Genomic DNA, 20,953 nt, shown 5'->3' on the forward strand with positions numbered 1-20,953 from the left:
CGTACGCGAATCATACGGCTGGAGGTGCTTGCCGCACCGCGAAGAAGCCCTTCCTGCCAGCGCGGTCGTTAGCCAACGCGGACTGTCCGGTACGCGTGAACGCCACGAGCGCGAGAGAAACCAGCGCTGCAAAGACCACATAAAAAGCGGGCACATAGTGGCTGCCGGTCGCCTGCGTCAATGTTGACACAGTCAACGGCGCCATGCCGCCAAACAAGGTCACCGCGAGGTTATACGACAGCGCCACGCCAGTCGAACGTGCCTTTGCCGGGAAGATCCCTGACAGCATGCCGGGATGTGGACCCGCTATGGCAGCCTGGAAAAGGGACGCAATGATTTGCGCGATCAACAGGCGCGTGAGCGATGGCGCAGAGACAATGAACCAGAACAAAGGGAACGTGCACAGCAACCAGCTGATCACCAGCGGATAGAAAAGCCGGTAGGCGCCGAATTTATCGGCGAGTTTTCCTGACACGGGAAACAGCAGGAAGTTGATGACCCCGCCAATGAACGTCCCAAGCAAAGCCGACTTGAGCGGGAGATGCAGTTGATGTTCCACATACACGGGCAAATACGCGTTCCACAAATAATTCGACGCGGTGCCTATGATCATTACGCCCATCGCACATAAGGCGGCATCGCCTTGTTCACGCACGAAGTCGCGCAGCCGGAAAGCGCGCGTAGCGCCGGCGCGGACTTGCTTGCGCAACGCCTCGAACTCAGGCGACTCGGCAATGTTATGCCGGATATAAAAGCCCAGCGGTCCGATGAGTGCGCCAATCAGGAACGGTACACGCCAGCCCCAACTCACGAGCGAGTTCGTCGAGAGAGTATTGATCAGCAGATAGCTGCACCCTGACGCCAGCAAGATGGCAAGCGCCTGCGAGGACATGTTGAAGCTGCCGTAGAACATCTTCTTGCCGGGCGGCGCACTTTCCACCACAACCACCGACGAAAGGCTGAACTGCCCGCCGATCGCCAGTCCCTGGATCAACCGTGCCAGCAGAACGAGCAGCGGAGCCGCGACGCCCAGGGTCGCGTACCCGGGAGCCAGGCCCAGTATCAGCGTGCCGGCACACATCATCAGCATAACCAACGAAAGTGCACGCGTGCGGCCAACGCGATCCGCATAGATGCCGAGCAGAACTCCACCAAGCGGCCGGACAAGAAAGCCAACGGCGAACGTGGCGAGAGCGAGCGACATGGACACTACGCTGCTTCCCACGGAGAAGAACACCTCTGCGATGATCTTCGAGAAATAAACATACGCGGTGAAGTCGAACCACTCGAAACCACTGCCGATCACCGAGGCAACCAGTGCGCGGCGGACCTGTCGCCGGTCAGGCGCAGCGGGCGTTGATGCACCTTCGTGTTCTGCTGGATTCATATGTCATCTCCTCCTGCGCGTTGCCGCTGAAGAGCAGGCAAATAAGTGCGATATGCACCGCCGGCGCGAATACGCACCGGGCGAGAGAGCCTCGCGGATTCGCGAGCTTATGTCTTCATATTGTTTTGAACTAGCTGGAGCGGCGCTCGCGCAGCACGCCGGCAAGGAAATCCTGAACCGCGCTCACGGCCATCATGCCGTTGTGCGGAACGTTATCCAGTTCATCCATCTCGACACTGACCCCCGCTGCGTCGAACGACGCCTTGAGCGTCCTGAGACGTTCCGGACGGGTAGCGCCGGCGTCGTTCGCGCCCGGCATGGTGTGGCGGCCACCTTCCCGATGCGTGATCTCCCACGTTTCCAGGTCCGCTTTGCCGACCACCATGTGAACCGGCACGCGGCGCAATGTGTCGAGGTCGAACGTCTTGCCGAACTGTTGTTCGAAACCCCGCAAGCCGACCCACCAGTCGCGGTTGACATCGAGCAGGGTCACCGAGCCCGGTGCACCAATCGACACGGCCCAGAGCTTTTCCGGGTGCAGGTAAGCGAAACGATTCGCAAATTGGCCGCCGCCGGAAAAGCCGAACAATGCGAACTGGTCGAAACGCTTGCCATAACGCTCGCTGATCTCGTCGACCATATCGAGCAGCACGCGGTCATAGCGAATGTCACCTTCCATCAGATGTTTGAAACCGTCCCGATTGCCGTCACCGCACACGCCGACCGGAAATAGCGGGCATAAGACGATGCAGTTGTTCCAGCGCCCGAACTCCGCGAACGCATCGCGGTAATGAGCGAACTGACGCCCCGTCCCGTGCATGACCACCACGAGCTCGACGTTATTGCCTGACTGGCGGACGGTTTCCGGCACGTACAGCGTGTAAGCGAAACGTGGGTCGTTGCGACTGGAAAACACGGTTGTCGAACCCAGTTCGTAATACGCCTGTCCGCGCTCGGCGGTTTCGTCCATGGACGGGGAGGGGGTTGCCTGAGACATGTCTGCAGCCTTGTGGTGGAATGGTTCACCGTACAATTGTGCAGTCGGTCATTCAAAAAAACTAACTGATTTATATTTACACAAACTAAACTAAACCTTTAGTCTCGCGATGTCGGCACGCTATCTCCATGAGCACTATCCGGTTTTTGCGCACGTTCCTTGCTGTTGAAAAATACGGCTCGTTCGCCGCGGCCGCGGCTCGCGTTGCGTTGACCCAGGCAGCGGTCGGACAGCAGATGCGCGCGCTGGAGGAGGAGTTCCGAAGGCCGCTGTTCTCCCGGTCGGGGCGAGTCATTACGCTGACCCCCGCCGCTCGTGCGCTGATCCCCCAGGCGCGCAAACTGGTCGCGGCGTATGAGGCAATGCTGGCTGACGCGGACACCGGACACGAGATTGCAGGCAGCATCACCGTGGGGGCGATTGTCTCGGCAATGGGCTTTCTGTCGGAGAATGTGGTCAGCCTGAAAGCGCAGTATCCGGCGCTCGATGTCCGGCTGGTTCTCGGTCATAGCGGAGAGCTTGGGGAGCAGGTCACGGCGTCCGGGATAGACGCCGCGCTTACCGTGCAGATACCGTACGAGATGCCTGTCAATCTTCAATGGACGCCGCTTTACGAAGAGCCTTTGATGCTGATCGCAAGCACGCGGGTTGCGACGGCTCAGGCGGACGTTGGGTCCCTGCTTAAGAGTCATCCGTTCATTCGCTTCGACCGGACCTCGCCAACAGGGGCAAAGGTCGAGCAGACCTTGCGGCGCATGCGGATAAAACCCAAGGAGGTTCTCGAGGTCAATTCGGTAGCCGCGATCATCGACCTGGTCCGGCAAAACGTGGGAGTTTCCATCGTGCCTTTGCTTAAGCATGTGGAATGGGCACGCGACCATTCGCTGATTGCACTACAACTTCCCTACGGTCCGCTCAAGCGGGTAATCGGTATGCTTGAAAGTGATCGCCAGCTCGAGATTACGGCGGTCGTGCGGCAGAAGCTGCTGCAAACATTGGCTTGAGCCACCCTGGATTTCCCCGATGCATCGCCCCAACCTTACCTACTCTTACCGGCGCTAAAGATCTGGCCGCTTCAGTCGATAAGCTGGAGAGGCCGCTCAGGACCGACCAAGGCCGACAAGAGGATGAGGGAAGTTGCTATGCAGATAAGCAGTGTTGCGTCGTTGCCAAGTTCGGGGCGGACTATTGCCGCTTCGAGCACCGCGGCTGACCAACGGTCTGTATCCGAAGACAACGCCGACCCGGCGCAGGCAACACAAACAACACAAACAACCCAAGCGACCAAACCGGCAGATGCCGCGACACAGGATTCGGCCGTGACGATTTCGCCCGAAGGTGCTGCAATGGCCAGTCAGGATGCAAGCAGTGACGGGGGATCGGCGTCGAATGTATCGGCAGTGAAGTCGCTTGCGTATGGGACGCTTGGACTCGAGCGCCCCGACCTGCCGCAACAGGACCATAACGAGTTCTACACGGCGGGCAGATGGATCGCTGCGGGACTCACCATTGGAGGCATCATTTCGCTGTTGGTTTGAGGTTCACAGGCGTCTACAGACCAAAGCCCAGTTGTGACTTGCCTGACGCAGTCAAATCGTCCGCGGTGGCTCGTCCGCCGAAGTCGACTTCGAAATGGTCAGCCGGAAAGTCGGGCGGGCTTCTGCCTTCCAGAAAACTCGGCAACTGGTGTTTCAGGTAGTCGTCGTTCTTGGCGCACCCCGGTGCCGACGAAATGTACATCACGTTGCTGTAGCCCTGCCCGCGATGCGCGTCCTCGACCGCGTGGATCACGTCGCTGTGCCAGAACACGGTGTCGCCGGCTTGCATCTTCGGGATTGACGAGAGCGCGTCGAACAAGGGCGCGTGATATTCCGGCTTGATCGACAACGCTCGTCCCGGCATGGCGCCGCAGAGGTCGTCGTCGGCTACGTCGTCCTGAAGCGCGCGCAACAGGATGTACGCCATTGCGTTTGCGATTGGCACGAGTTGCAGGGTGCCGTCGCCGGGACCTTGAGGTGTCAGCGCCGTCCAGCCCTGGAAAGTGCGGAACATCGAACATACCGCCGGCGATGCGATCTCGCGGACATCCGGTCGGAACGCAGCGTCGAACGGATCATATTGACGCCAGCTGCCATCGAAGATATGGCGGTACACCTTGCGAAAATTACTTTCTATCCAGCGCTCAACCGAGCCCCCGTCGCAATGGGCGGAGAGGCCGAGCGACTCAGACCCCGGTGGCCTGCGACGCAGACGGTCGGCATAGGCAGGAACGCGGTCTGGGTCGAAGTGCACACGTCCTTCGCTCTCGCTGCGCCACAAGCGGTTCAGGAAGATTCGCGCGGCGGTCAGGGAGGGCGCCTGGCGGGCAAGCACCTGCGGTTTTGACCAATAGATTCCATAGATCTGCGGCTTGCCGGATGCCAACTGACCAAAGTATTTGTCTTCCGCGCGGTTTTGCAGGCGTGTGTCCAGATCATTGCGTTCGACGTAGTCCGCAATGTCCCGGTCCCAGCTTTCCACCAGCGCAGGGTCGAACACCTGCCGAATCACGCATGCCCCTCGCGTCTTGATGAGTTCGACTTGTGCGGCGGTGACGCGCTGTTCTGCGATGTCGGAAAACTGGATCTCGGGGATGACGGCTTCGCCGCGATTGCGCTGCCCGGTAATGAGCTTTGCCTCGGCAATGATCGCTTGTTCGACCTCGGCGAATACCTCTCGATAATTGGGCAATTGCTCGCGCAACTCCCGTTTGGCCTGGCGAATCGCAGCGGGAAGATCGTCAATGATCAGGGCGGCCATGCTTGTCTCCATCTGAGTGTTGGCATGACCGGAGCATATGCCGCGCACGTTCTTCATGGTGATACTATTCAGACAACTACTTTGCTTGTTCAGCCATGAATCCGCATCCATGAATCTGCAACCATGAAGCCAGCATACGAACATGTCGAGTTCGGCGGCAATTGTTCCGTCCGTGTCTATCACCGGCGGCTTCCCCGCATTCCGTTCGAGTGGCATCACCACCCGGAATACGAACTGACGCTGACAATGAACAGTCACGGGAAACGCTACATTGGTGATTCAGTTGCCAGCTACGGGTCTGATGACCTTGTGCTGGTCCCGCCGGATCTTCCCCATACGTGGGCGTCGAACCGCTCCATTGAGCCGTCGTTGCCGCAGGTGGCGATCGTGATCTGGTTCGAGGGCGAGTGGGCTCGGCGGCTCGCCGATTGTTGCCCCGAATATGAACCGCTGCGCAAGTTGCTGCGCAGGGCGGCTTGCGGACTGGCATTCGAGCCCGAGGCGGGAGGCGCGATGCGCGAGCGGATCGGAGAATTGCTGTCGATCGCGGCGCGCGAACGCCTCGCCGCTACGCTGGAGATCCTGTGCACGCTCGCCGACACACCGGGCGAACCGCTTGCGTCACCCGGCGCTTTCAACGACCGCGATGGCGGACCTTCAGGTCATGAACCCGAACGCATCAACCGGGTGCTTTCGTTAATCGAAGCACGTTTCGCCGAGCCTTTGCGGTTATCGGAACTGTGTGAGGCGGCGAGCCTTTCGGAACGTTCGCTTGCGCGCTACTTCGCCCAGCACATTGGCGAAAGCGTAGGCCAGTACATGACGCGTGTGAGGATCGGCCATGCTTGCCGGATGCTGCGTGACACGTCGTTGCCTGTTTCCGTCATTGCGGCACGGTCCGGGTTTGCCAATGTTTCCAACTTCAACCGGCAGTTCAAGACCGTGAGGGAAACGACGCCCGCGGCTTATCGCCGGGAGTTTGCCGAGGCCGGCGTTCCTGATGACGACGATACTGCGCGGCTAACCGAGCGCTCTCCATCGCTGCAAGGGAAAGGGATACGTCCGTAGGATCAAATGCTCAAGTACCCAAGTACGATAACGAGGTTGCGATGACCACGGTCATCGCAACCTGCGGGAGTTTCAATCACCAAGGATAACGAACGATGCAACTGGCACGACGGTTCGTCGGCGCAATCCGTCGCTAGGTTCGGCCGGTGATATTCTTGCGTTCACTGCATTTCCCAATGCAGATGCTGTGTGAAATGCTCTCTGTCAATTGCCAAGAGACCGAAGCAACACCTCTTGCATAGCGGGCACACTACTAGCAGCTCACCTTCAGGCGTCTAGCCGAAGGCGAACAACCAGGATGAAAGTCATGAACGACAAGCGAGATGTGGCGCCAGACAGCACGGCAGCGCGAGTCGCCTTGTGGCGTGCTCTGCATGTCGAGGCCGACCCGCCGCCACATGTGCTGGAAGACCGGATCGGTCTCAAGTTGCTGTCCCCGGACGACGGTTGGCGCAACCGTGGGGACATGGATCCGCAATTCACGCGGCCCTTTCGCGCATCGATCGTGGCTCGTGCCCGCTTCATTGAGGACCTGGTCGTCGAGCAGGTCGGCCACGGGCTGAGTCAGTATGTGATCCTCGGCGCCGGCCTTGACAGCTTCGTACAGCGGCGGCCGGAGATAGCGTCCCGCCTCAGGGTATTCGAAGTCGACCAGCTGGCTCCTCAGGAATGGAAGCGCCAGCGTCTGATCGAACTGGGCTTCGGCGTCCCGGACTGGCTACGCTTCGTGCCGGTCGATTTCGAGGCGGGCGGATCCTGGCGGGACGAGCTCGTGACGGCCGGCTTCGACAACAGCAAGCCGGCAATCGTGGTCTCCACGGGCGTCAGCATGTATCTCACCAAGGAGGCGAACGCCGCTACGTTGCGCGAGGTCGCGGCCCTCGCGCAAGGATCTACGCTCGCGATGACGTTCCTGCTTCCGCTGGAGCTTGCCGACCCCGAGGTACGTCCCGGGCTTGAGATGGCCGAGAGGGGAGCGCGAGCAAGCGGGACACCTTTCCTCAGCTTCTTCACCCCGCCGGAGATACTGGCGCTGGCCCGCGAAAACGGCTTTGGGCAAGCACGGCATGTCTCGGCAGCCGATCTTACCCAGCGCTACTTTGCGGGCCGGACAGATGGTCTGCGTCCGCCGAACAACGCGGAGGAACTGCTGGTGGCAAGTACATAGCTGCCCCTGGAAGCTGCCGCAGACGTCTCTACGCAACCGGTAACGCATACGAGAGACGCACCATCCGCCCGCCCCAACGCCCGTCAACGCAAGACGTATTCATTGGGGTAAGTCGATTCCCAGCCGCCGCCGAGCGCCTCGCAGAGGGTGATGAGGTTCGCGGCAGCGGTCGCCTTGCTTTGTTCCAGATTGCTCTGACCGTCCAGCAGTTGCTTTTAAGCAGCAGCGGAAAGATTTGCGCTTTCGTGGGATTCGTTACCGAGACACTGCGCAAGGACGCGCACCTTCAGGGCGTGGACGCTGCTGCAATGCGAACTTCCCGGTAGGCGGCCACCAGTGCATCGAGGTCGAACGCCCTGTTCAGTCCACTTGGATTGGGTACGACCCATGCGCGTGCGCCGCCGAATGGCTTGGTTTGCAGCCCCCAACTGATATTGCGTGTGCCGGAGATTCCCGAGAGCGCCATCTTTCCAAGGAACACGATGTACCGCGGTGCGTAGTGTTCGATCTTGCGCCGAAAATCATCGCCGGCCAGTTCAATCTCGGATCGCGACAGATCGGCGGCTTGCTCTGTTGGCCGCGGGACCACCGTTGTGAGACCGCAGCCATATTGAAGAAGCGTGCGGTCGTCTTCGGGACGAATCTGCCCGGGAGTAAAGCCGGCAAGATGCATCACCCGCCAGAACCGGTTGCCTCTGCCCGCAAAATGATGACCCGTCGATGCCGCACGTATACCTGGATTGATCCCGCAGAATATTATCGACAACCCCGGTTCAAGGACATCAGGAAGCGATTGCCGGGAATCTACGTAAGTGACAGATGAGAGAGTCATTGATAGGAACGTTTTGCGACACGCACCACAAGCTCGTGTCCCCGGTTTTTAAAGAGGCGTTCGTCACGAACGAAGATTTTGTCGGGCTGCACTGACATTTGCGGAAATTCGTGGGCAAGGCGGTCAGCGTCCGCCCAGTGAGTTGTAACGTCCTTGTCGTCAAGCAGTCCCGCATGGGCAAGCACGAATGCCCCGTTGCAAACGATATCAGTCACGCACAACTACGGCCCCAGTCTTTCCATCAGGAAATCGACGAAGCTCCGCACGCGTGACGACAGGTGCCTCGCGTGCGGATAGATCAGGACGAAGGGCCGCGAACAACCGCCATAAGGGATGAGCAATTCCTTGAGCGTTCCTTCTGAGATGTCTTTGTCGACAATGAAACGATAGGTCTGGAAAATGCCCGCTCCATGGCGCGCCAGGGTCACTCCGGCAAGCACATCGCCCGACGACGCGTAGCCGCCGCGCGTCATCATCTCCGCTTCCTCGTGTTCCTGGTTGAACACCCACGGGAGATTGCGGCCGGTACTTGGCAATGCATACTGGATGCAGTCGTGATTGACCAGATCGTCCGGCGTATCCAGTTTGCCGGCATTGCGCAGATAAGCCGGCGAAGCGACGGCCACCAGTTCCGCATCCTCGATCTTTCGCGCGATCAGACCGGAGTCGCTCGGCGCACGTCCGCGAATGGCCAGGTCGAAGCCTTCTTCCGCGAAGTCGATATTGCGGTTGCTAAGGTGCGTTTCGATCGTGACACCCGGATAGCGGGCACGAAACTCGGCAAGCAGGGGAAGCACTCGATAGTGGCCATACGGGGTCGGCATGCTGATCCGCAACACGCCGGTTGGTGTGGTTTGCTGGCCGGTTGCTTCACGCTCGGCGTCGGCAAGCAGGCTCAGCACCTGCCGGCATTGTTCGAAGTAGCGCCTTCCTGCATCCGTCAGGCGGATCTGTCTTGTTGTCCGCACAAACAGGCGCACACCCAGGCGTGTCTCCAGGCGCGCGACTGAACGGCTCACGGCGGCCGGCGTCACGCTTGCGGCGTTCGCGGCAACCGTAAAGCTCTCGAGTTCAGCCGCAAGGCAGAACAGTTCAATACTGCCCAGGAGAAGATCTTCAAATTGACGCTGCATGGGCTTTCTACAACCTTCGGTATCGCGCTTTCTTGCGCTGGCAGAAAGGCGCCCGGAACGGGCGCAAAGTGTACGCAGCGGACGGCGCGGTCGCCTTCGGTGCGCAACAAGGGGCGATACAGAATATCAGGATCTAACGCGAGGAGCATCCGGGAGGAAGCGACATGACCAACGCGTGGTCTCTGAAGCCGTGCGCCTATACCGTCGCGCAGGACGCAGGGAAGGCGCGTAGTTTCGTAGCGAAACGCAGGGGGAGTCTGGATACGGTGCGCACTGGGCCGCTTAGGCAGCGGCTCTGGTGAGGCGGTTGCCAGCAGCGGGGGATGATCCAACCAGCCTTCGAAATGAAAAACATGCGAGCCCGCAGCAGCTTGCAGGCTAGCGGGAAAGCGGACCGCTGACAGGGCGTACAGGAAGGCCTCTACGCCAGCGCCCGTTGCGCCTGGTGTCCATTCGACGAAGACCAAGCGGCCCGAATCACCGGATGCGTCCCGATGTTCAGGCCGGCTTCCGGGCTAGCTGCTTGCGATAGAGCTCGACTGGCAATCCACCCCAGCCCCAGTTCTCGGTGTCCACCTCTTCAATGACAACAAAGGTTGCTTCGAGCGGTTTGTTCAGCACGTCGAGCAGCAACTGACTGACGCCTTTGATGAGCTGGGCTTTTTCGTCGGCAGTGACGGAATGGTTGCCGGGCCTGGACCCTTCGCGGGTCACCTGAATTGTAACGATAGGCATGTCGTCCTCCGTAATGGTCGGTTGACTTCAAGGGCGGCCGCTAGCGCCGCCCGAGGTGATCAAGGGGATCAGTGGCCGGCGCTCTGGCCGCCGTCCACGTGCAGGATTTCGCCAGTCACGAACGGTGCTGCATCCAGATAGAGGACAGCGTTCACGATATCGCTCATCTCGCCCATATGACCCATCGGATGCATTGCGTCGAGCGTCGCATGGGTTTCCTGCGGGTGCATCGGCGATTTGATGATACCCGGCGAGACGGCGTTGGCGCGAATCCCCTTTTTCGAGTATTCAATAGCGAGCGATTTGGTGGCCGCGTTCAGTCCGCCCTTGGTCAGCGACGCCAGCACCGAGGGTATGCCGTCGACGGCGTGGTCGGTCAGGCTGGTCGTGATGTTGACCACATGACCGCTGGCATTCTTTTCCATCTCGGCAATGGCCAGTTGTGTGATGTAGAAGAAACCGCCGACGTTCACGCCCGTCATGGCTGCGAAGTCTTCCGCGGTGTAATTGGTGAAAGGCTTGGCGATGAAGATGCCCGCGTTGTTGACCAGCGTGTCGATGCGGCCAAAGCGGGCGACGCCTTCCGAAATCACGCGACGTGCGGTAGCCGGGTCGGCAATGTCGCCGGCGATAGTCACAATATTGGGGTCGTCCGAGGGGCTGACCGACCGTGCGGTTGCGACAACACGGTAGTCGAGCTTTCGGAACGCCTTGACCAGTTCGGCGCCAATGCCTTGCGATGCACCGGTAACAACAACGACTTTTTGTGATGTGTTCATGATGAAACCTCCAGATTGGATACTTGGGATCAGATGCTGATCGGGCCGCTGGCTCCGATAGGTATGAAATCTATGCGCATTGGCGCCGAATTCGAATACCCGCCATGGACAAACAGTCGTGCTTGCCAGGTACAAATGAGTTCTGTCGCGGCTGGGCTTACCGGTGCGCCGTGCTGCATAAACATCTGGAGAATTGAGTGCGAGGCGCTCGTGTGGTCGGCACGGTCCTCCCGCGGCACTGCTGATCGTGCGCGTGGCGGAAGCCATCCAGGCGAGTTGATGATGCGGTGACCGGGTGATTGCCGCGACAGGCGGCGTTCGTGTCCCACGCGGGTATGGTGCTGGAACGCGGGAACAGTACACTACGCGTTCCAGCAGCAAACCGGCGCCTCCGGCCTGCATGCGCCAGGTCTCCCGGGCAAGGACTTCACTTCGTGAAGGTCTCTTCAAAACACTCGATTCGCACCACAACGTCATGGACTATTTTGCGGCGGTACGCGCCTTCGTTTGCGCAGCGGAACTGCAAAGCTTCAGCAAGACCGCGCATGAAATGGCGGTCAAGACCTCGACCGTCTCACGCTATGTAAGCGAACTCGAAAAGGATCTGGGCATTGCCCTGTTCAACCGCTCGACGCGAGGTCTCGTCCTGACGGAGGGCGGCAGGGTATTTCGCGAGCATGCGCTGGTTGCGCTACAGGCCCTCGATGATGCGCGCCACGTCACGTCGTCGCTGAATCGCACACCGCAGGGCCTGCTGCGCGTTACGATACCTCCCGCATTTGGGCGCCGGCACATCGTGCCGCATCTCCTCGCTTTCATGAGGCGCTATCCGGACATTGACCTCGACATCGTGTCGGCTGACGAAACGCTCAACATGATCGAAGCCGGCATCGACGTTGCGATTCGCACTGGCGTGCTCCCGGATTCGTCATTGATGGCCAAGCGCGTGGCCTCGCACCGGCGCATCGCCTGCGGCAGCCCCGATTACTTCAAGCGCAACGGGACGCCTGCCGTTCCTGAAGACCTGAGCGCACACGATTCGCTGCGCTTGTCCTTGTTACCAGACGACAAATGGTCCTTCACCCGAATCGGGGATGCACGCAAACGCACACACAAACGCACGGCGCCGCAGCACGTGCTCGTGGAATTGAAAGGACGTTTGCGCAGCGACGACTCCGAGGCCCTTCTGGAGCTCGCCCTGGCCGGCTGCGGCGTTGCGCTGCTGCCGACCTGGCTTATAGGCCCGGCCCTGCGTGAGGGGCGCCTGGTGCACGTGCTGCCCGAATGGGAGGCGCGCACGGGGCGAGCAGAACCGGCGATCTGGGCGGTTTATCCACCGAAGAAAATCGTTTCGTCGAAGGTGCGCGCATTCGTCGATTTCTACGTCGATGTGATTGGCGAGCCGCCCTACTGGGAAGACGGACTCGCGTTGATGCTGCAGGCTTAGCGGGCGAAGCGGATGTCGAGCGCGCGCAGCCAGGTTTGCAAGCCGGCATCCTGGATCGGAATCACATAGGCGTTCTCGTTCGTTTCATTGAAATGCGCATGCCAGTATCCCGGCGGCGTCACAAACGTCATCCCGGTTTCCCAGTCGACACGGGTTGGATTCACGATGTCGCCCTTCTCATCCAGCTCGGTACCCACCAACGTATAGACGCCCGGATTGCCTCCGGCAATGAAGTCGAGCGCTATCGACTGGTGGCGGTGCGGCTTCTGCGTCGAGTTGGGCGGCACAATGCCGAACATGGCCCACAGCACATGGGTCACCGTTCGCGTTTGCGGGAAGTTGGCGTTGCCCATCAGCACGCTGATGCGGTTGCGCCGGCCCGCATTGGGTTCATCCGAGACCCGGCTTAATTCGGCCTGTGCCCGCGCGGCCGGGTACAGCGTGGGTGCAAAGCGTGCGCTCACGCCGGTTGTGCCGAGATAGGTCAGCAGAGGGGCGTCGTTGACGTAGTAGAGCGTGGCGGTCGCGTTGGCCGACAGCACAGCGGCAGCACCGCCAGGCAGCGTAAAGAAGTCGCCCTGGGCGAACGGGAATGACGTCTTGTTTTGCGTCACGCCGCCCGCCCCGCCGATTACGTAAAAAACCTGGGACGTCGCATTCGGATCGAGCGTCAGGTCGTCACCTGTGTTGATGCGCAGGAAATTCGCACTCAGGCCGGGACTGGTGGCGGGGCCCGGGCAACCCAGTTCCGCCGACAGGTCGAGCGGTACCACGCGGGTTGCGCCGTTCGAGTACAGCGAAGGGGGGAAGTTGCGGAACGGCACGCGCGAGATGAGCTTCGCGCCAATCGGGTTGGCGGACGACGTGTACTCGAAGTATTGCGCGTCCCTGGTCGCGGGAGACGTTTCAGCGAAGGTGGCTTGGGACGTTCTGTTCAACATGATCTGCTCCTGTGAGTTCGGAAAACTTCGCGCAGGCCTTGTCATGCGGGGTGGCTTGCGTCGGAAAGCTGCACTCACTGTAGGTGCAGGTCACTGGCTGCAGAAGTGCCCGAAATCGAAATCACTGTTGCGCAACGGGGGGTATCGCGCATCTGCTTCGGGGAAGTCCGGATAAAAAACACAGACCGTCCAATACAAAAAGCCGCGCTCCTTTCGGAGCGCGGCTTTTCTGACAAAGGGCTGACTGAACAACCAGCCCCGAGCGCAGCGCTTACCAGCTATATCTGTATCCAACCTGACCAAACACGCCCTGGCGATAATCACCGCCAATGTTGCGGGAGTACTTGACGTTGGCGTACGTTTCCGACGCTTTGCTCATGCTCATGGTGACGCCCACACCCACTTCATACCAGGTCTTCGACAACCCGCTGTTGAACGGCGAACCGTCCACTGACGTGTTACCCGGCGTCAGGAAGTCGTGCAGTACGTCGGCGGTGAAGTAGGGCGTCGCTGTTCCCGACTTGGTGTCATTGGTCAGGTTCGCCTTGAAGATCCGGAAGCCGGCTCGTCCGCGCAACGCGTTGCTCGACGTGCTCGATACCGGCGAGATGCCGTCGTTGAAGCCGTTCAGATGCAGGTACTGGTACATCAACTGGGCTTGCGGCTCGATGGCGATACTTGTCGATCCGATCAGCAACGGCTTGCCCACTTCACCGGACAGGCCCGTGCCAACGCCGTTCTGCGAAGCGCCGCCACCATACACATCGCCGTACTTGTTGTGATAGTGGGTGAGTTGCGCCACGGCGTCGAAATAGCTGCCGTCCTTCAGGTACCTGGTCCAGTAGCCACCGAGCGATTGAGCCTGCGTTTCGACTGAACCGGTCGCGGTCGTCAGCGTCGGATTCAGAGCGCGTGCGCTGTCTTCGAACGTTGCCGACGACGAGCCGATAGTCACCGTGACACCCGCATGCGTGCTGCCGCCTGCCGGGTTCGTCGAGAGCGTCCAGTCCTTGCCGAACTGCGCGAAGAACGTGCGCTCATCGGCGGAGAAACGAGCGCCGGAATCGGCGTTCAGGCTCTGCCCGCCAATACGTCCCCACACGCCGTTGCCATAGGTTCCCTGTGCGTTCTCGAGACTCGCGACATCGCCGACACGCTCATGCAGCCGGTTCATGATCGAGAAACCGTAGTCAAGGTTGAGCGACGGTGTCATGGTGTAGCCGATCACAGCAGGACGGTACGCGATGACCGAAGGCTGAGCGGTGGGCGTGGTGTTCGGCGTACCCGCGGACACGATCGGCGTCACCGGCGTAACGACCGCGCTAGGGGCGGTCGGCGTGGTTGGTGTCGCCGGTGTGGTCGGCGTCGTCACAGGAGGCGTCGTCGGCGTCGTCACAGGAGGCGTAACGGGTGTCGTCACAGGAGGCACCGGCGTCGTTACAGGAGGCGTCACAGGAGGCGTCACGGGAGGTGTAACCGGCACGCTATCGAGCGACGAGCGCAAGTAAAAGTCGTCGGGACGACCTGAGCCGCCTTGATACAACAGGTACTGGTATGCCCCGGCCTGAACCGGCGCAAGCATATGGAAAGTCGTGGCTGCGGCGGTGCCGTTCACCTGGACGACCTTGATGCCGTCGCCTACCGTCAGCGCGCCCAACCCGCTCGGGAGCACCGTCACGGTCGTGCTGCCGCTTGCGTTGCCGCCAATGACCAGTTGATCGGTGAACTGATTGGATGCTGCGCCGCCGGCGTTCATCACCGTGTTCACGATCAACTGCGCATTGGTCCCCCCCACGTAGTTGCCGCTCACGTTCAGCACGTTGCCGGTCACGCCCGATGCAGCTGCCAGATTGATCGTGTTGTTGTTGGCGAGATCGCCGTGGATCGTGAACGTGCCGGTCGACGATGCCGAGAAAGCCGGCAATGCGTTCGCCGCAGCGATCGTTCCCGAGTTGACCACCGAGCCCACCACGGTGCCGAAACCGCCGAGTGTGGCGCCTTGCGCAACGGTCGTCGTGCCTGTACCGATGCTGGCCAGATTGTGTTGCGCATCGCCGACCGCAAGGGTGCCCGCCAGTACGTTCGTGTCGCCGTAGGTGCTTACGCCGTTCATCGTGAGTACGCCGCTGCCGAGCTTTGTCAGCGAGCCTGTACCGGTCACGCCTTGTGAGAGCGTCGACGAATATTGCTGCGTATCGATCGTCCCGCCGTTATCGCCGATCGAGATTGCACGGGTCGAGGCAAGGTCGAGGTTGTTGGCCAGTTGCAGCGTGCCGCCGTTGAACGTGAGACCGCCCGTGGTCGCGCCCAATGCGTTATCGGCTGCGATATTGAGCGTGCCCTGCGTGATCAGCGTGCCGCCCGAATACGTGTTGCCGCCGGTTGCCGTGGGCGCCAGGAACAACGTGCCCGCACCGGTTTTCTCGATCGAGCCCGTGCCGCTCAACAACCCCGCGTAGGTGCCGTCATCGGTTTGCGCGAAGCGGACCAGGCCGTTGTCGGTAATCGCGGCCGGCAGGCTTTGCGCCCGCGCTTGAAGCGTACCCGCGGCATCAACCAGCATCTGGCCCGTGTAGGTGCTGTTATCGCCCGTCAGGATCAGCGTGCCGCCCGCAACTTCCGCGCTTTGCACGCCCGGCAGGATGCCATTGACGGTCCACGTACCGGTGTCCGTCTTGATCAGCGTCTGGAAGTTGACGATGTTGCCCGTCAGCGTGTCCACGCCGAGCCCGCTCAGGAACAACTGGTTGTTGCCTGCGCCGCCGTCGATCGTGCCCGTCACCGATGAACCGGTGTAGATGCGCATGATGTCGTCGCCACCCGAGAATATGATGTCGCCGATCACCTTGCCCTTGTTGGTGAAATCGATGGGAGCGTCGCCGCTCGAGCCGATCACGCTGCCGGGTGACTGGATCACGCCGGTTTCATTGTTGATGACGGTGTTGCCGCCGACCTTGTTCTGGAACCAGATGGCGCCGGCGTTGATCGCCTGGATCAGGCCGTTGTTGACGATGACGTTGCCCTGGCCTTGTATGTTCACGGCCTCGGCAATGTCCTGCGTGCCGTTGGACAGCACCTGGCCGCCGGCTTGAACGGTCAGCGTGCCGTTGTCCTGGAACTCGATGGTGTTCGCGCCGGTGCCATAGTTGCCGTGCGAATTGACGGCGTTGTTGCTGACCGTGCCGCCCGACTGAACCGTGATGTTGGCGTTGTTAGCCAGGCTGATTGCCGATGCGTCGCCCGTGGTAATCGTCGCGCCGTTCTGGACAGTGACCGTCTGATTGTCGTTGCCCGCTACATAGCCGGTACCGATGGGTGTGGTCCATGGGTTCGGCGAGGTTGAATTGCAGACCGTATCGAGGCCGTTCACGGCACACGCTGCTGCCGCCGCAATAGGACTCAGGAGAAAAGGAATCAGCAGCAGTGATGGTGCAAGCGAGATCGCTCGCGAACGAACTTGATGAGTCATGAACCGCCCCCCGGTGTCTGTTATCTGTAAAAGCGGGCGGAATTTAACAAGCAGGCTTTCTGGTGAATGTGGCTAGCCGAACGAACGAGCCCGGAAACCTTACCGAGTAATACACGCTTTGTGCAGCATCGCGCTTTAAGCGGCAGAAAGAGATTGGGTAACTGTCAATTGTTGTTAATTCGACGAGAAGTCATTGAGTGACGTTGCGCCGGTCCGCTAGCGGCGCGCCAATAGCAGAATCTGTTCTTGCGCTATGAGCGCTGGCGAACACGCAACGCAGATGCAGCGCGTTGTGTGGGTTACCTATCGTTCCAGCGCGAATGTCTTGCTTCAAGGCGTTCCCTCCGCGCCCATGCATCGGTACGATGCGTTTTTCGGCGCTTCACGCGCTTGGGCAAGCGCTGATATCGGGGGATATATGGGAGCGAAAGGCACGGTGGCGAGCAGGCCGACGAACGTTCATGTTCATCTTTACTACGGCGTCGATCCAAGCCGGTATCGCAAGGACGAGAACGTCGGGTGCCTGTATGGCTATCACTATGCCGAGTCGGAGTCGATGACGCTTTCGTATTCCCAGGATCATCCTGAAGGACGTGTCCTTCGCACCATTCGACGCGGCTTGAAAGCGCTTCTCGGCTGCGATCTCATCCATACCTTTCGCAACCGCGCTGCGCTGCTTGAAGCGGATGTGATCTGGACGCATACGGAGCGGGAGTACTTGTCGGCGGCGTTGCTGCTCATGCTCAAGCGCGGTCCGTGCAAGCCGCTTCTGCTGGCGCAAAGCGTGTGGCTGCTGGACATCTGGGAATCGCTTGGCGTGTTCAAACGCGCAATCTTCAAGAGGCTGCTAAGCCAGGCAAGTTTGCTGACGACCCTGACTCACGACAACGCCGCACTAGTGAAAAAGTTCTGGAACCGCGAAGCAACGGTGGTTCTCTACGGCATCAGTACAGACGATTTCCCTTTGCAGCCGGTGTCCGGGTGGCGCCCTCACGGACCCTTGCGCGTGGCGGCCATTGGTAACGATCGTGATCGGGACTGGCAGACCTTCATGGCTGCGTTCGAAAACGACCCGCGCTTTAGCGCGAGGCTGGCGACCCAGCGCAAAGTCACGCGTCCTGATCAGGCGGACAACATTGTGATTGCACCGGTGTCGGGGTTGGCGGAGCAGCGTGCGCTCTACGACTGGGCCGATGTGATTGTCGTACCGCTTCATCCCAATCACCATGCATCGGGTATTACGGTTTTGCTGGAAGCGGTGATGGCCGGCAAGGTAGTGGTCGCAACAGACATAGGCGGTCTGTCGGACTATTTCTCCGCTGACGCCGTCTCCTACGTACCGGTCCACGATGCACCGGGCCTGCGCGAGACTGTCGCCGCGTTAGGGGCCGATCCCGAAGGCACGACCGAGCGGATTCGCCGCGCGCAACAGGAGTTGGTATCGAAGGATCTGACGACGCGCGGTTTCGCCCGGCAACACGTCATGCTGACGCATCAGATGCTGCGCGAGGCACAGCCGGACGAACGGGCGGAATCGCTTGCGCGTGTGTAAACCGAGGGTCAAATGACGCAAGCGGCAGCTCGACACGCCGTTCGCCGACGCAAGCAACGCGCCCTTACTTGCCAGCCTGTATTTGCTTAAGGAAGTCGTGCTGGAAAATGCACATGCGATACACGTTGTGATACCGGCCGTTGCCAAAAAACTCTTCGATCAGTTCGGCTTCCTGTTTGAAGCCGCACTTCTCGTAGACATGAATGGCTGACTGATTCGATACATCCACGATCAGATAAAGCTTGCGCAGGTTGAGCACGGAAAACGCGTAGTCCGTGGCGAGCAGGGTCGCGCTTGTTGCATAGCCCTGGCCTTGGGCGCCGGGTGCAATGATGATCTGGAATTCACCGCGTCTATGAATGTAATCAAGCTCGATCAATTCCGCGAGCCCTACGGTCTCGCCGGCCTTGTCGACAGCGACGAAGCGCCGTTCACGCAAATCGTGGACGTGGCGATCGTATAGCTGGGACAACTCGGAGAACGTTTCATAGGGTTCTTCGAACCAGTAACGCATGATCTTTGCGTTGTTGTTAAGACTGTGGACGAAGTGGAGATCGGTACGTTCGAGCGGCCGCAGCATGAGCTGATTGTTCTCTTCGATGATCATGAATGACACTCCGCGAATGGTGGATCGACCTGCAATATAACTTAAGGGCCTGCGCGTGCCTGATTGCGTATAGGCCTTAAGGGACGGCATCCAGCCGTGCGCCATAGACTTCGAGCGCGGCATCGCGCAGTGCTCGAAGCACGACGTTTGCCGCGGGCGACAATAATTGCGTTTGCCGCGTAATGATGCCGAATGCATCCATGCGGCACGGCAATTCAATAGCCAGCCGCTTGAGGGTGCCGAACTCCTCATATTGCCGCGCGACTTCTTCGGGCATTACGGCGAGCATGTCGCTCTGCAGCAAGATGCCCGAGATTGCAACGATATTGTTGGTGTTCACCACATTCTGCGGCGAACTGAGGCCGATCTGCGAAAAGACCATATCGAATCTATGCCGCAGCACGCTGCCCGGCGGATGCAGGACCCATCCTGCATTGACAATGTCATGCATGGTCAATCCGGTCGCATGTTCAAGCGGATGCCCGGGGCGCACGACTACGCAAAGCGGTTCCTCGGCAATGGGTTCGTAACGCACCGCATCCTTGAACTGGCCCTGCCGCTCGAGTACGCGGCCAATCATGATGTCGAGGTGGCCCTCCGCAACCAGCGGCAGCATGACGTCTGATGTTTCCACTTGAAGCCAGATCTGCAATTGCGGATAAAGCGCTTTCACGCGTGCGATGGCCATTGGCACCATGGTCGCGGCGGCTGCGGCAATTGCGCCAATCTGCACCTGGCCCACCAGTCCCGCGCGCAACGCGGAGATCTCGTCGTGCGCCTGGTTCAGATTCGAAAGCACCATGCGCGCATGCCGGATCATCACTTCGCCGTACAGCGTGGCGTGCATCCCGTGCGGCGTGCGGTCGAAGAGCCGCACCTCCAGCATGTCCTCCAGTTCCTTCAGCAGACGCGACGCGGCCGGCTGCGTCATACCGAGGACATCGGCGGCGCGGCGGACGTTGCCTTCTTCCTCCATGGCCGCAAGCAGCATCAACTGCCGGGTCTTGAGACGCGCGCGCACGAACCAGTTCGAGTAGCTTTGAGCCATCGCCGTGCGCCTATGCCTGAATCAAAACGACACTGAAAGCTTCCTGGCTTACTGGACATGCCGACGTTTTTTTCATTATCGTTTTCGCTTGGTGACAAACAAGGTCGTGGTTCCGGGAAAGTGCGGATTCTCTATCGGGATCAGGCCAAACCTGCCGCGGTGGACGCGTCCGGGCGGCTTTGGACGTTAATCGTAGCCGATCACGGCCGTCGGGCAGAGAGGCCGCGCAAGCCACATTATCGCTGCTTGGCTGCAACTGCACGGTTTGGCGTACGAGGGAGGAATGACAGGCGCTTGGCCGAAGCCGGGCTGGCAAGCCGGCGGTAAGGTCAAGCCGTGGCGATCAGCAGCACGCCGGTGCCCGCGAGCCCGATGGACCAGAGGCGGTCGAAGTTGATCCAGCCGCGCCTGAGGACGCCCACGCCCAGCCAGTCGTACACCAGCAGTGCGATACCCGCTGTCACGAGCAAGGTGGCCAGCGTATGCAGGCCGACGGCGGCGAGCGAGATCAGCAGCGTCCCGGACGATCCGCCTGCCATGGACCCGCACAAGGGGATCAGCGCCGGAATCAGCATGAGCCCGGCGCCGTGTGCGGTTGCCATCAGGAACGACCAGAGGACGAGGCCGGCAAAACCGGTCGTCATGCCAACCCGCACGCGGTGCCGGTGCCCGTAGCGAACCTGATACAGCGCCCAGGCGACCAGCAGCGCGCCGCTTGCGATGCGGATGAGGTGGCTGTCCACGACCATCCCTGTGGTGGCCACGAGCGCGGCGACTATGCCGATAGAAAGTGCGTGGCCTAGCGCCATTGGCGGGATGGCAAGAAGGACGGCTTGCCGGCTACGCCGATGCAGACCGAGGGCGACCGCAAACAGCCAGCCCATGGCGGGGTTCAGTCCATGAAATACGCCAAGCCCTGCAATCGCAAGCCACTCCCATGCGTGGCCCGACCCGGCCCATGCCATGTTCATGACGCGCCCGGCGCGAGCGC

At 60.4% G+C, this 20,953-nt stretch carries 18 protein-coding genes and 1 pseudogene; 6 read left to right on the top strand and 13 right to left on the bottom strand.

Annotated elements, in window-relative coordinates:
* Positions 1 to 10: 10 nt before the first annotated feature.
* Both ABH944_RS35490 and ABH944_RS35495 read right to left on the bottom strand, forming a co-directional pair.
* Positions 11 to 1,387, bottom strand: coding sequence for an MFS transporter (locus tag ABH944_RS35490; protein WP_404612243.1), 1,377 nt, complete (start codon positions 1,385 to 1,387; stop codon positions 11 to 13).
* Positions 1,388 to 1,517: 130 nt separating this feature from the next.
* Complete coding sequence (locus ABH944_RS35495) at positions 1,518 to 2,384, bottom strand: alpha/beta hydrolase (RefSeq protein WP_404612343.1); 867 nt, start codon at positions 2,382 to 2,384, stop codon at positions 1,518 to 1,520.
* Positions 2,385 to 2,512: 128 nt separating this feature from the next.
* On the opposite strand from ABH944_RS35495, the gene ABH944_RS35500 reads away from it, so the two are divergent.
* Positions 2,513 to 3,388, top strand: a complete 876-nt coding sequence (locus tag ABH944_RS35500) for a LysR family transcriptional regulator (RefSeq protein ID WP_404612241.1) — start codon at positions 2,513 to 2,515, stop codon at positions 3,386 to 3,388.
* A gap of 315 nt (positions 3,389 to 3,703) precedes the next feature.
* Positions 3,704 to 3,922 (top strand): hypothetical protein, encoded by a 219-nt coding sequence (locus tag ABH944_RS35505; protein ID WP_404612239.1) that lies wholly within the window; start codon positions 3,704 to 3,706, stop codon positions 3,920 to 3,922.
* 13 nt (positions 3,923 to 3,935) lie between these two features.
* On the opposite strand, the gene ABH944_RS35510 is transcribed toward ABH944_RS35505, so the two are convergent.
* The gene (locus ABH944_RS35510) at positions 3,936 to 5,183 is read right to left on the bottom strand and encodes a DUF1479 domain-containing protein (RefSeq protein WP_404612237.1); all 1,248 of its coding nucleotides are present in this window, start codon (positions 5,181 to 5,183) and stop codon (positions 3,936 to 3,938) included.
* A 123-nt stretch (positions 5,184 to 5,306) separates the two neighbouring features.
* On the opposite strand from ABH944_RS35510, the gene ABH944_RS35515 reads away from it, so the two are divergent.
* Entirely contained in the window at positions 5,307 to 6,251 is a 945-nt protein-coding gene (locus ABH944_RS35515; RefSeq protein WP_404612235.1) for a helix-turn-helix domain-containing protein, read from the top strand.
* A 307-nt stretch (positions 6,252 to 6,558) separates the two neighbouring features.
* Positions 6,559 to 7,419 carry a class I SAM-dependent methyltransferase gene (locus ABH944_RS35520; protein ID WP_404612233.1) on the top strand — a complete coding sequence of 287 codons (861 nt, stop codon included), beginning with the start codon at positions 6,559 to 6,561 and terminating at the stop codon, positions 7,417 to 7,419.
* Positions 7,420 to 7,705: 286 nt separating this feature from the next.
* Here the strand turns inward: ABH944_RS35520 and mug are convergent, their stop codons facing one another.
* From mug to ABH944_RS35545, 5 genes and pseudogenes are all read right to left on the bottom strand, one after another.
* The gene (gene mug / locus ABH944_RS35525) at positions 7,706 to 8,251 is read right to left on the bottom strand and encodes a G/U mismatch-specific DNA glycosylase (protein ID WP_404612231.1); all 546 of its coding nucleotides are present in this window, start codon (positions 8,249 to 8,251) and stop codon (positions 7,706 to 7,708) included.
* Between the two features lie 8 nt (positions 8,252 to 8,259).
* Positions 8,260 to 8,454 (bottom strand): annotated as a pseudogene (locus ABH944_RS35530) (GlxA family transcriptional regulator); the annotation flags it as partial.
* 18 nt (positions 8,455 to 8,472) lie between these two features.
* Positions 8,473 to 9,384 (bottom strand): LysR family transcriptional regulator, encoded by a 912-nt coding sequence (locus ABH944_RS35535; RefSeq protein ID WP_404612230.1) that lies wholly within the window; start codon positions 9,382 to 9,384, stop codon positions 8,473 to 8,475.
* A 498-nt stretch (positions 9,385 to 9,882) separates the two neighbouring features.
* Positions 9,883 to 10,119, bottom strand: coding sequence for a tautomerase family protein (locus ABH944_RS35540; protein ID WP_404612228.1), 237 nt, complete (start codon positions 10,117 to 10,119; stop codon positions 9,883 to 9,885).
* A 68-nt stretch (positions 10,120 to 10,187) separates the two neighbouring features.
* Complete coding sequence (locus tag ABH944_RS35545; protein WP_404612332.1) at positions 10,188 to 10,898, bottom strand: SDR family NAD(P)-dependent oxidoreductase; 711 nt, start codon at positions 10,896 to 10,898, stop codon at positions 10,188 to 10,190.
* A 475-nt stretch (positions 10,899 to 11,373) separates the two neighbouring features.
* On the opposite strand from ABH944_RS35545, the gene ABH944_RS35550 reads away from it, so the two are divergent.
* On the top strand, positions 11,374 to 12,345 hold the full coding sequence (locus ABH944_RS35550) for a LysR family transcriptional regulator (protein WP_404612226.1): 972 nt from the start codon (positions 11,374 to 11,376) through the stop codon (positions 12,343 to 12,345).
* Here the strand turns inward: ABH944_RS35550 and ABH944_RS35555 are convergent.
* Both ABH944_RS35555 and ABH944_RS35560 read right to left on the bottom strand, forming a co-directional pair.
* Positions 12,342 to 13,286, bottom strand: a complete 945-nt coding sequence (locus ABH944_RS35555) for a cupin domain-containing protein (protein ID WP_404612224.1) — start codon at positions 13,284 to 13,286, stop codon at positions 12,342 to 12,344. The genes ABH944_RS35550 and ABH944_RS35555 overlap by 4 nt on opposite strands.
* A 271-nt stretch (positions 13,287 to 13,557) precedes the next feature.
* Positions 13,558 to 16,755 carry an autotransporter family protein gene (locus ABH944_RS35560; protein WP_404612222.1) on the bottom strand — a complete coding sequence of 1,066 codons (3,198 nt, stop codon included), beginning with the start codon at positions 16,753 to 16,755 and terminating at the stop codon, positions 13,558 to 13,560.
* Positions 16,756 to 17,008: 253 nt separating this feature from the next.
* On the opposite strand from ABH944_RS35560, the gene ABH944_RS35565 reads away from it, so the two are divergent.
* Positions 17,009 to 18,307: a glycosyltransferase gene (locus ABH944_RS35565; RefSeq protein ID WP_404659643.1), complete on the top strand. Its 1,299-nt coding sequence runs from the start codon at positions 17,009 to 17,011 to the stop codon at positions 18,305 to 18,307.
* A 64-nt stretch (positions 18,308 to 18,371) separates the two neighbouring features.
* Here ABH944_RS35565 and speG read toward each other — a convergent pair whose 3' ends face one another.
* The 3 genes from speG to ABH944_RS35580 all read right to left on the bottom strand — a co-directional run bounded on the left by speG (position 18,372) and on the right by ABH944_RS35580 (position 20,933).
* Entirely contained in the window at positions 18,372 to 18,914 is a 543-nt protein-coding gene (gene speG / locus ABH944_RS35570; RefSeq protein ID WP_404612218.1) for a spermidine N1-acetyltransferase, read from the bottom strand.
* 76 nt (positions 18,915 to 18,990) lie between these two features.
* Positions 18,991 to 19,962, bottom strand: a complete 972-nt coding sequence (locus tag ABH944_RS35575) for a LysR family transcriptional regulator (protein ID WP_404612216.1) — start codon at positions 19,960 to 19,962, stop codon at positions 18,991 to 18,993.
* 329 nt (positions 19,963 to 20,291) lie between these two features.
* Positions 20,292 to 20,933, bottom strand: coding sequence for a hypothetical protein (locus ABH944_RS35580; RefSeq protein ID WP_404612214.1), 642 nt, complete (start codon positions 20,931 to 20,933; stop codon positions 20,292 to 20,294).
* Positions 20,934 to 20,953: the final 20 nt, after the last annotated feature.

This window comes from Caballeronia udeis, assembly GCF_044909315.1.
Taxonomy (GTDB): Bacteria; Pseudomonadota; Gammaproteobacteria; order Burkholderiales; family Burkholderiaceae; genus Caballeronia; species Caballeronia udeis_A.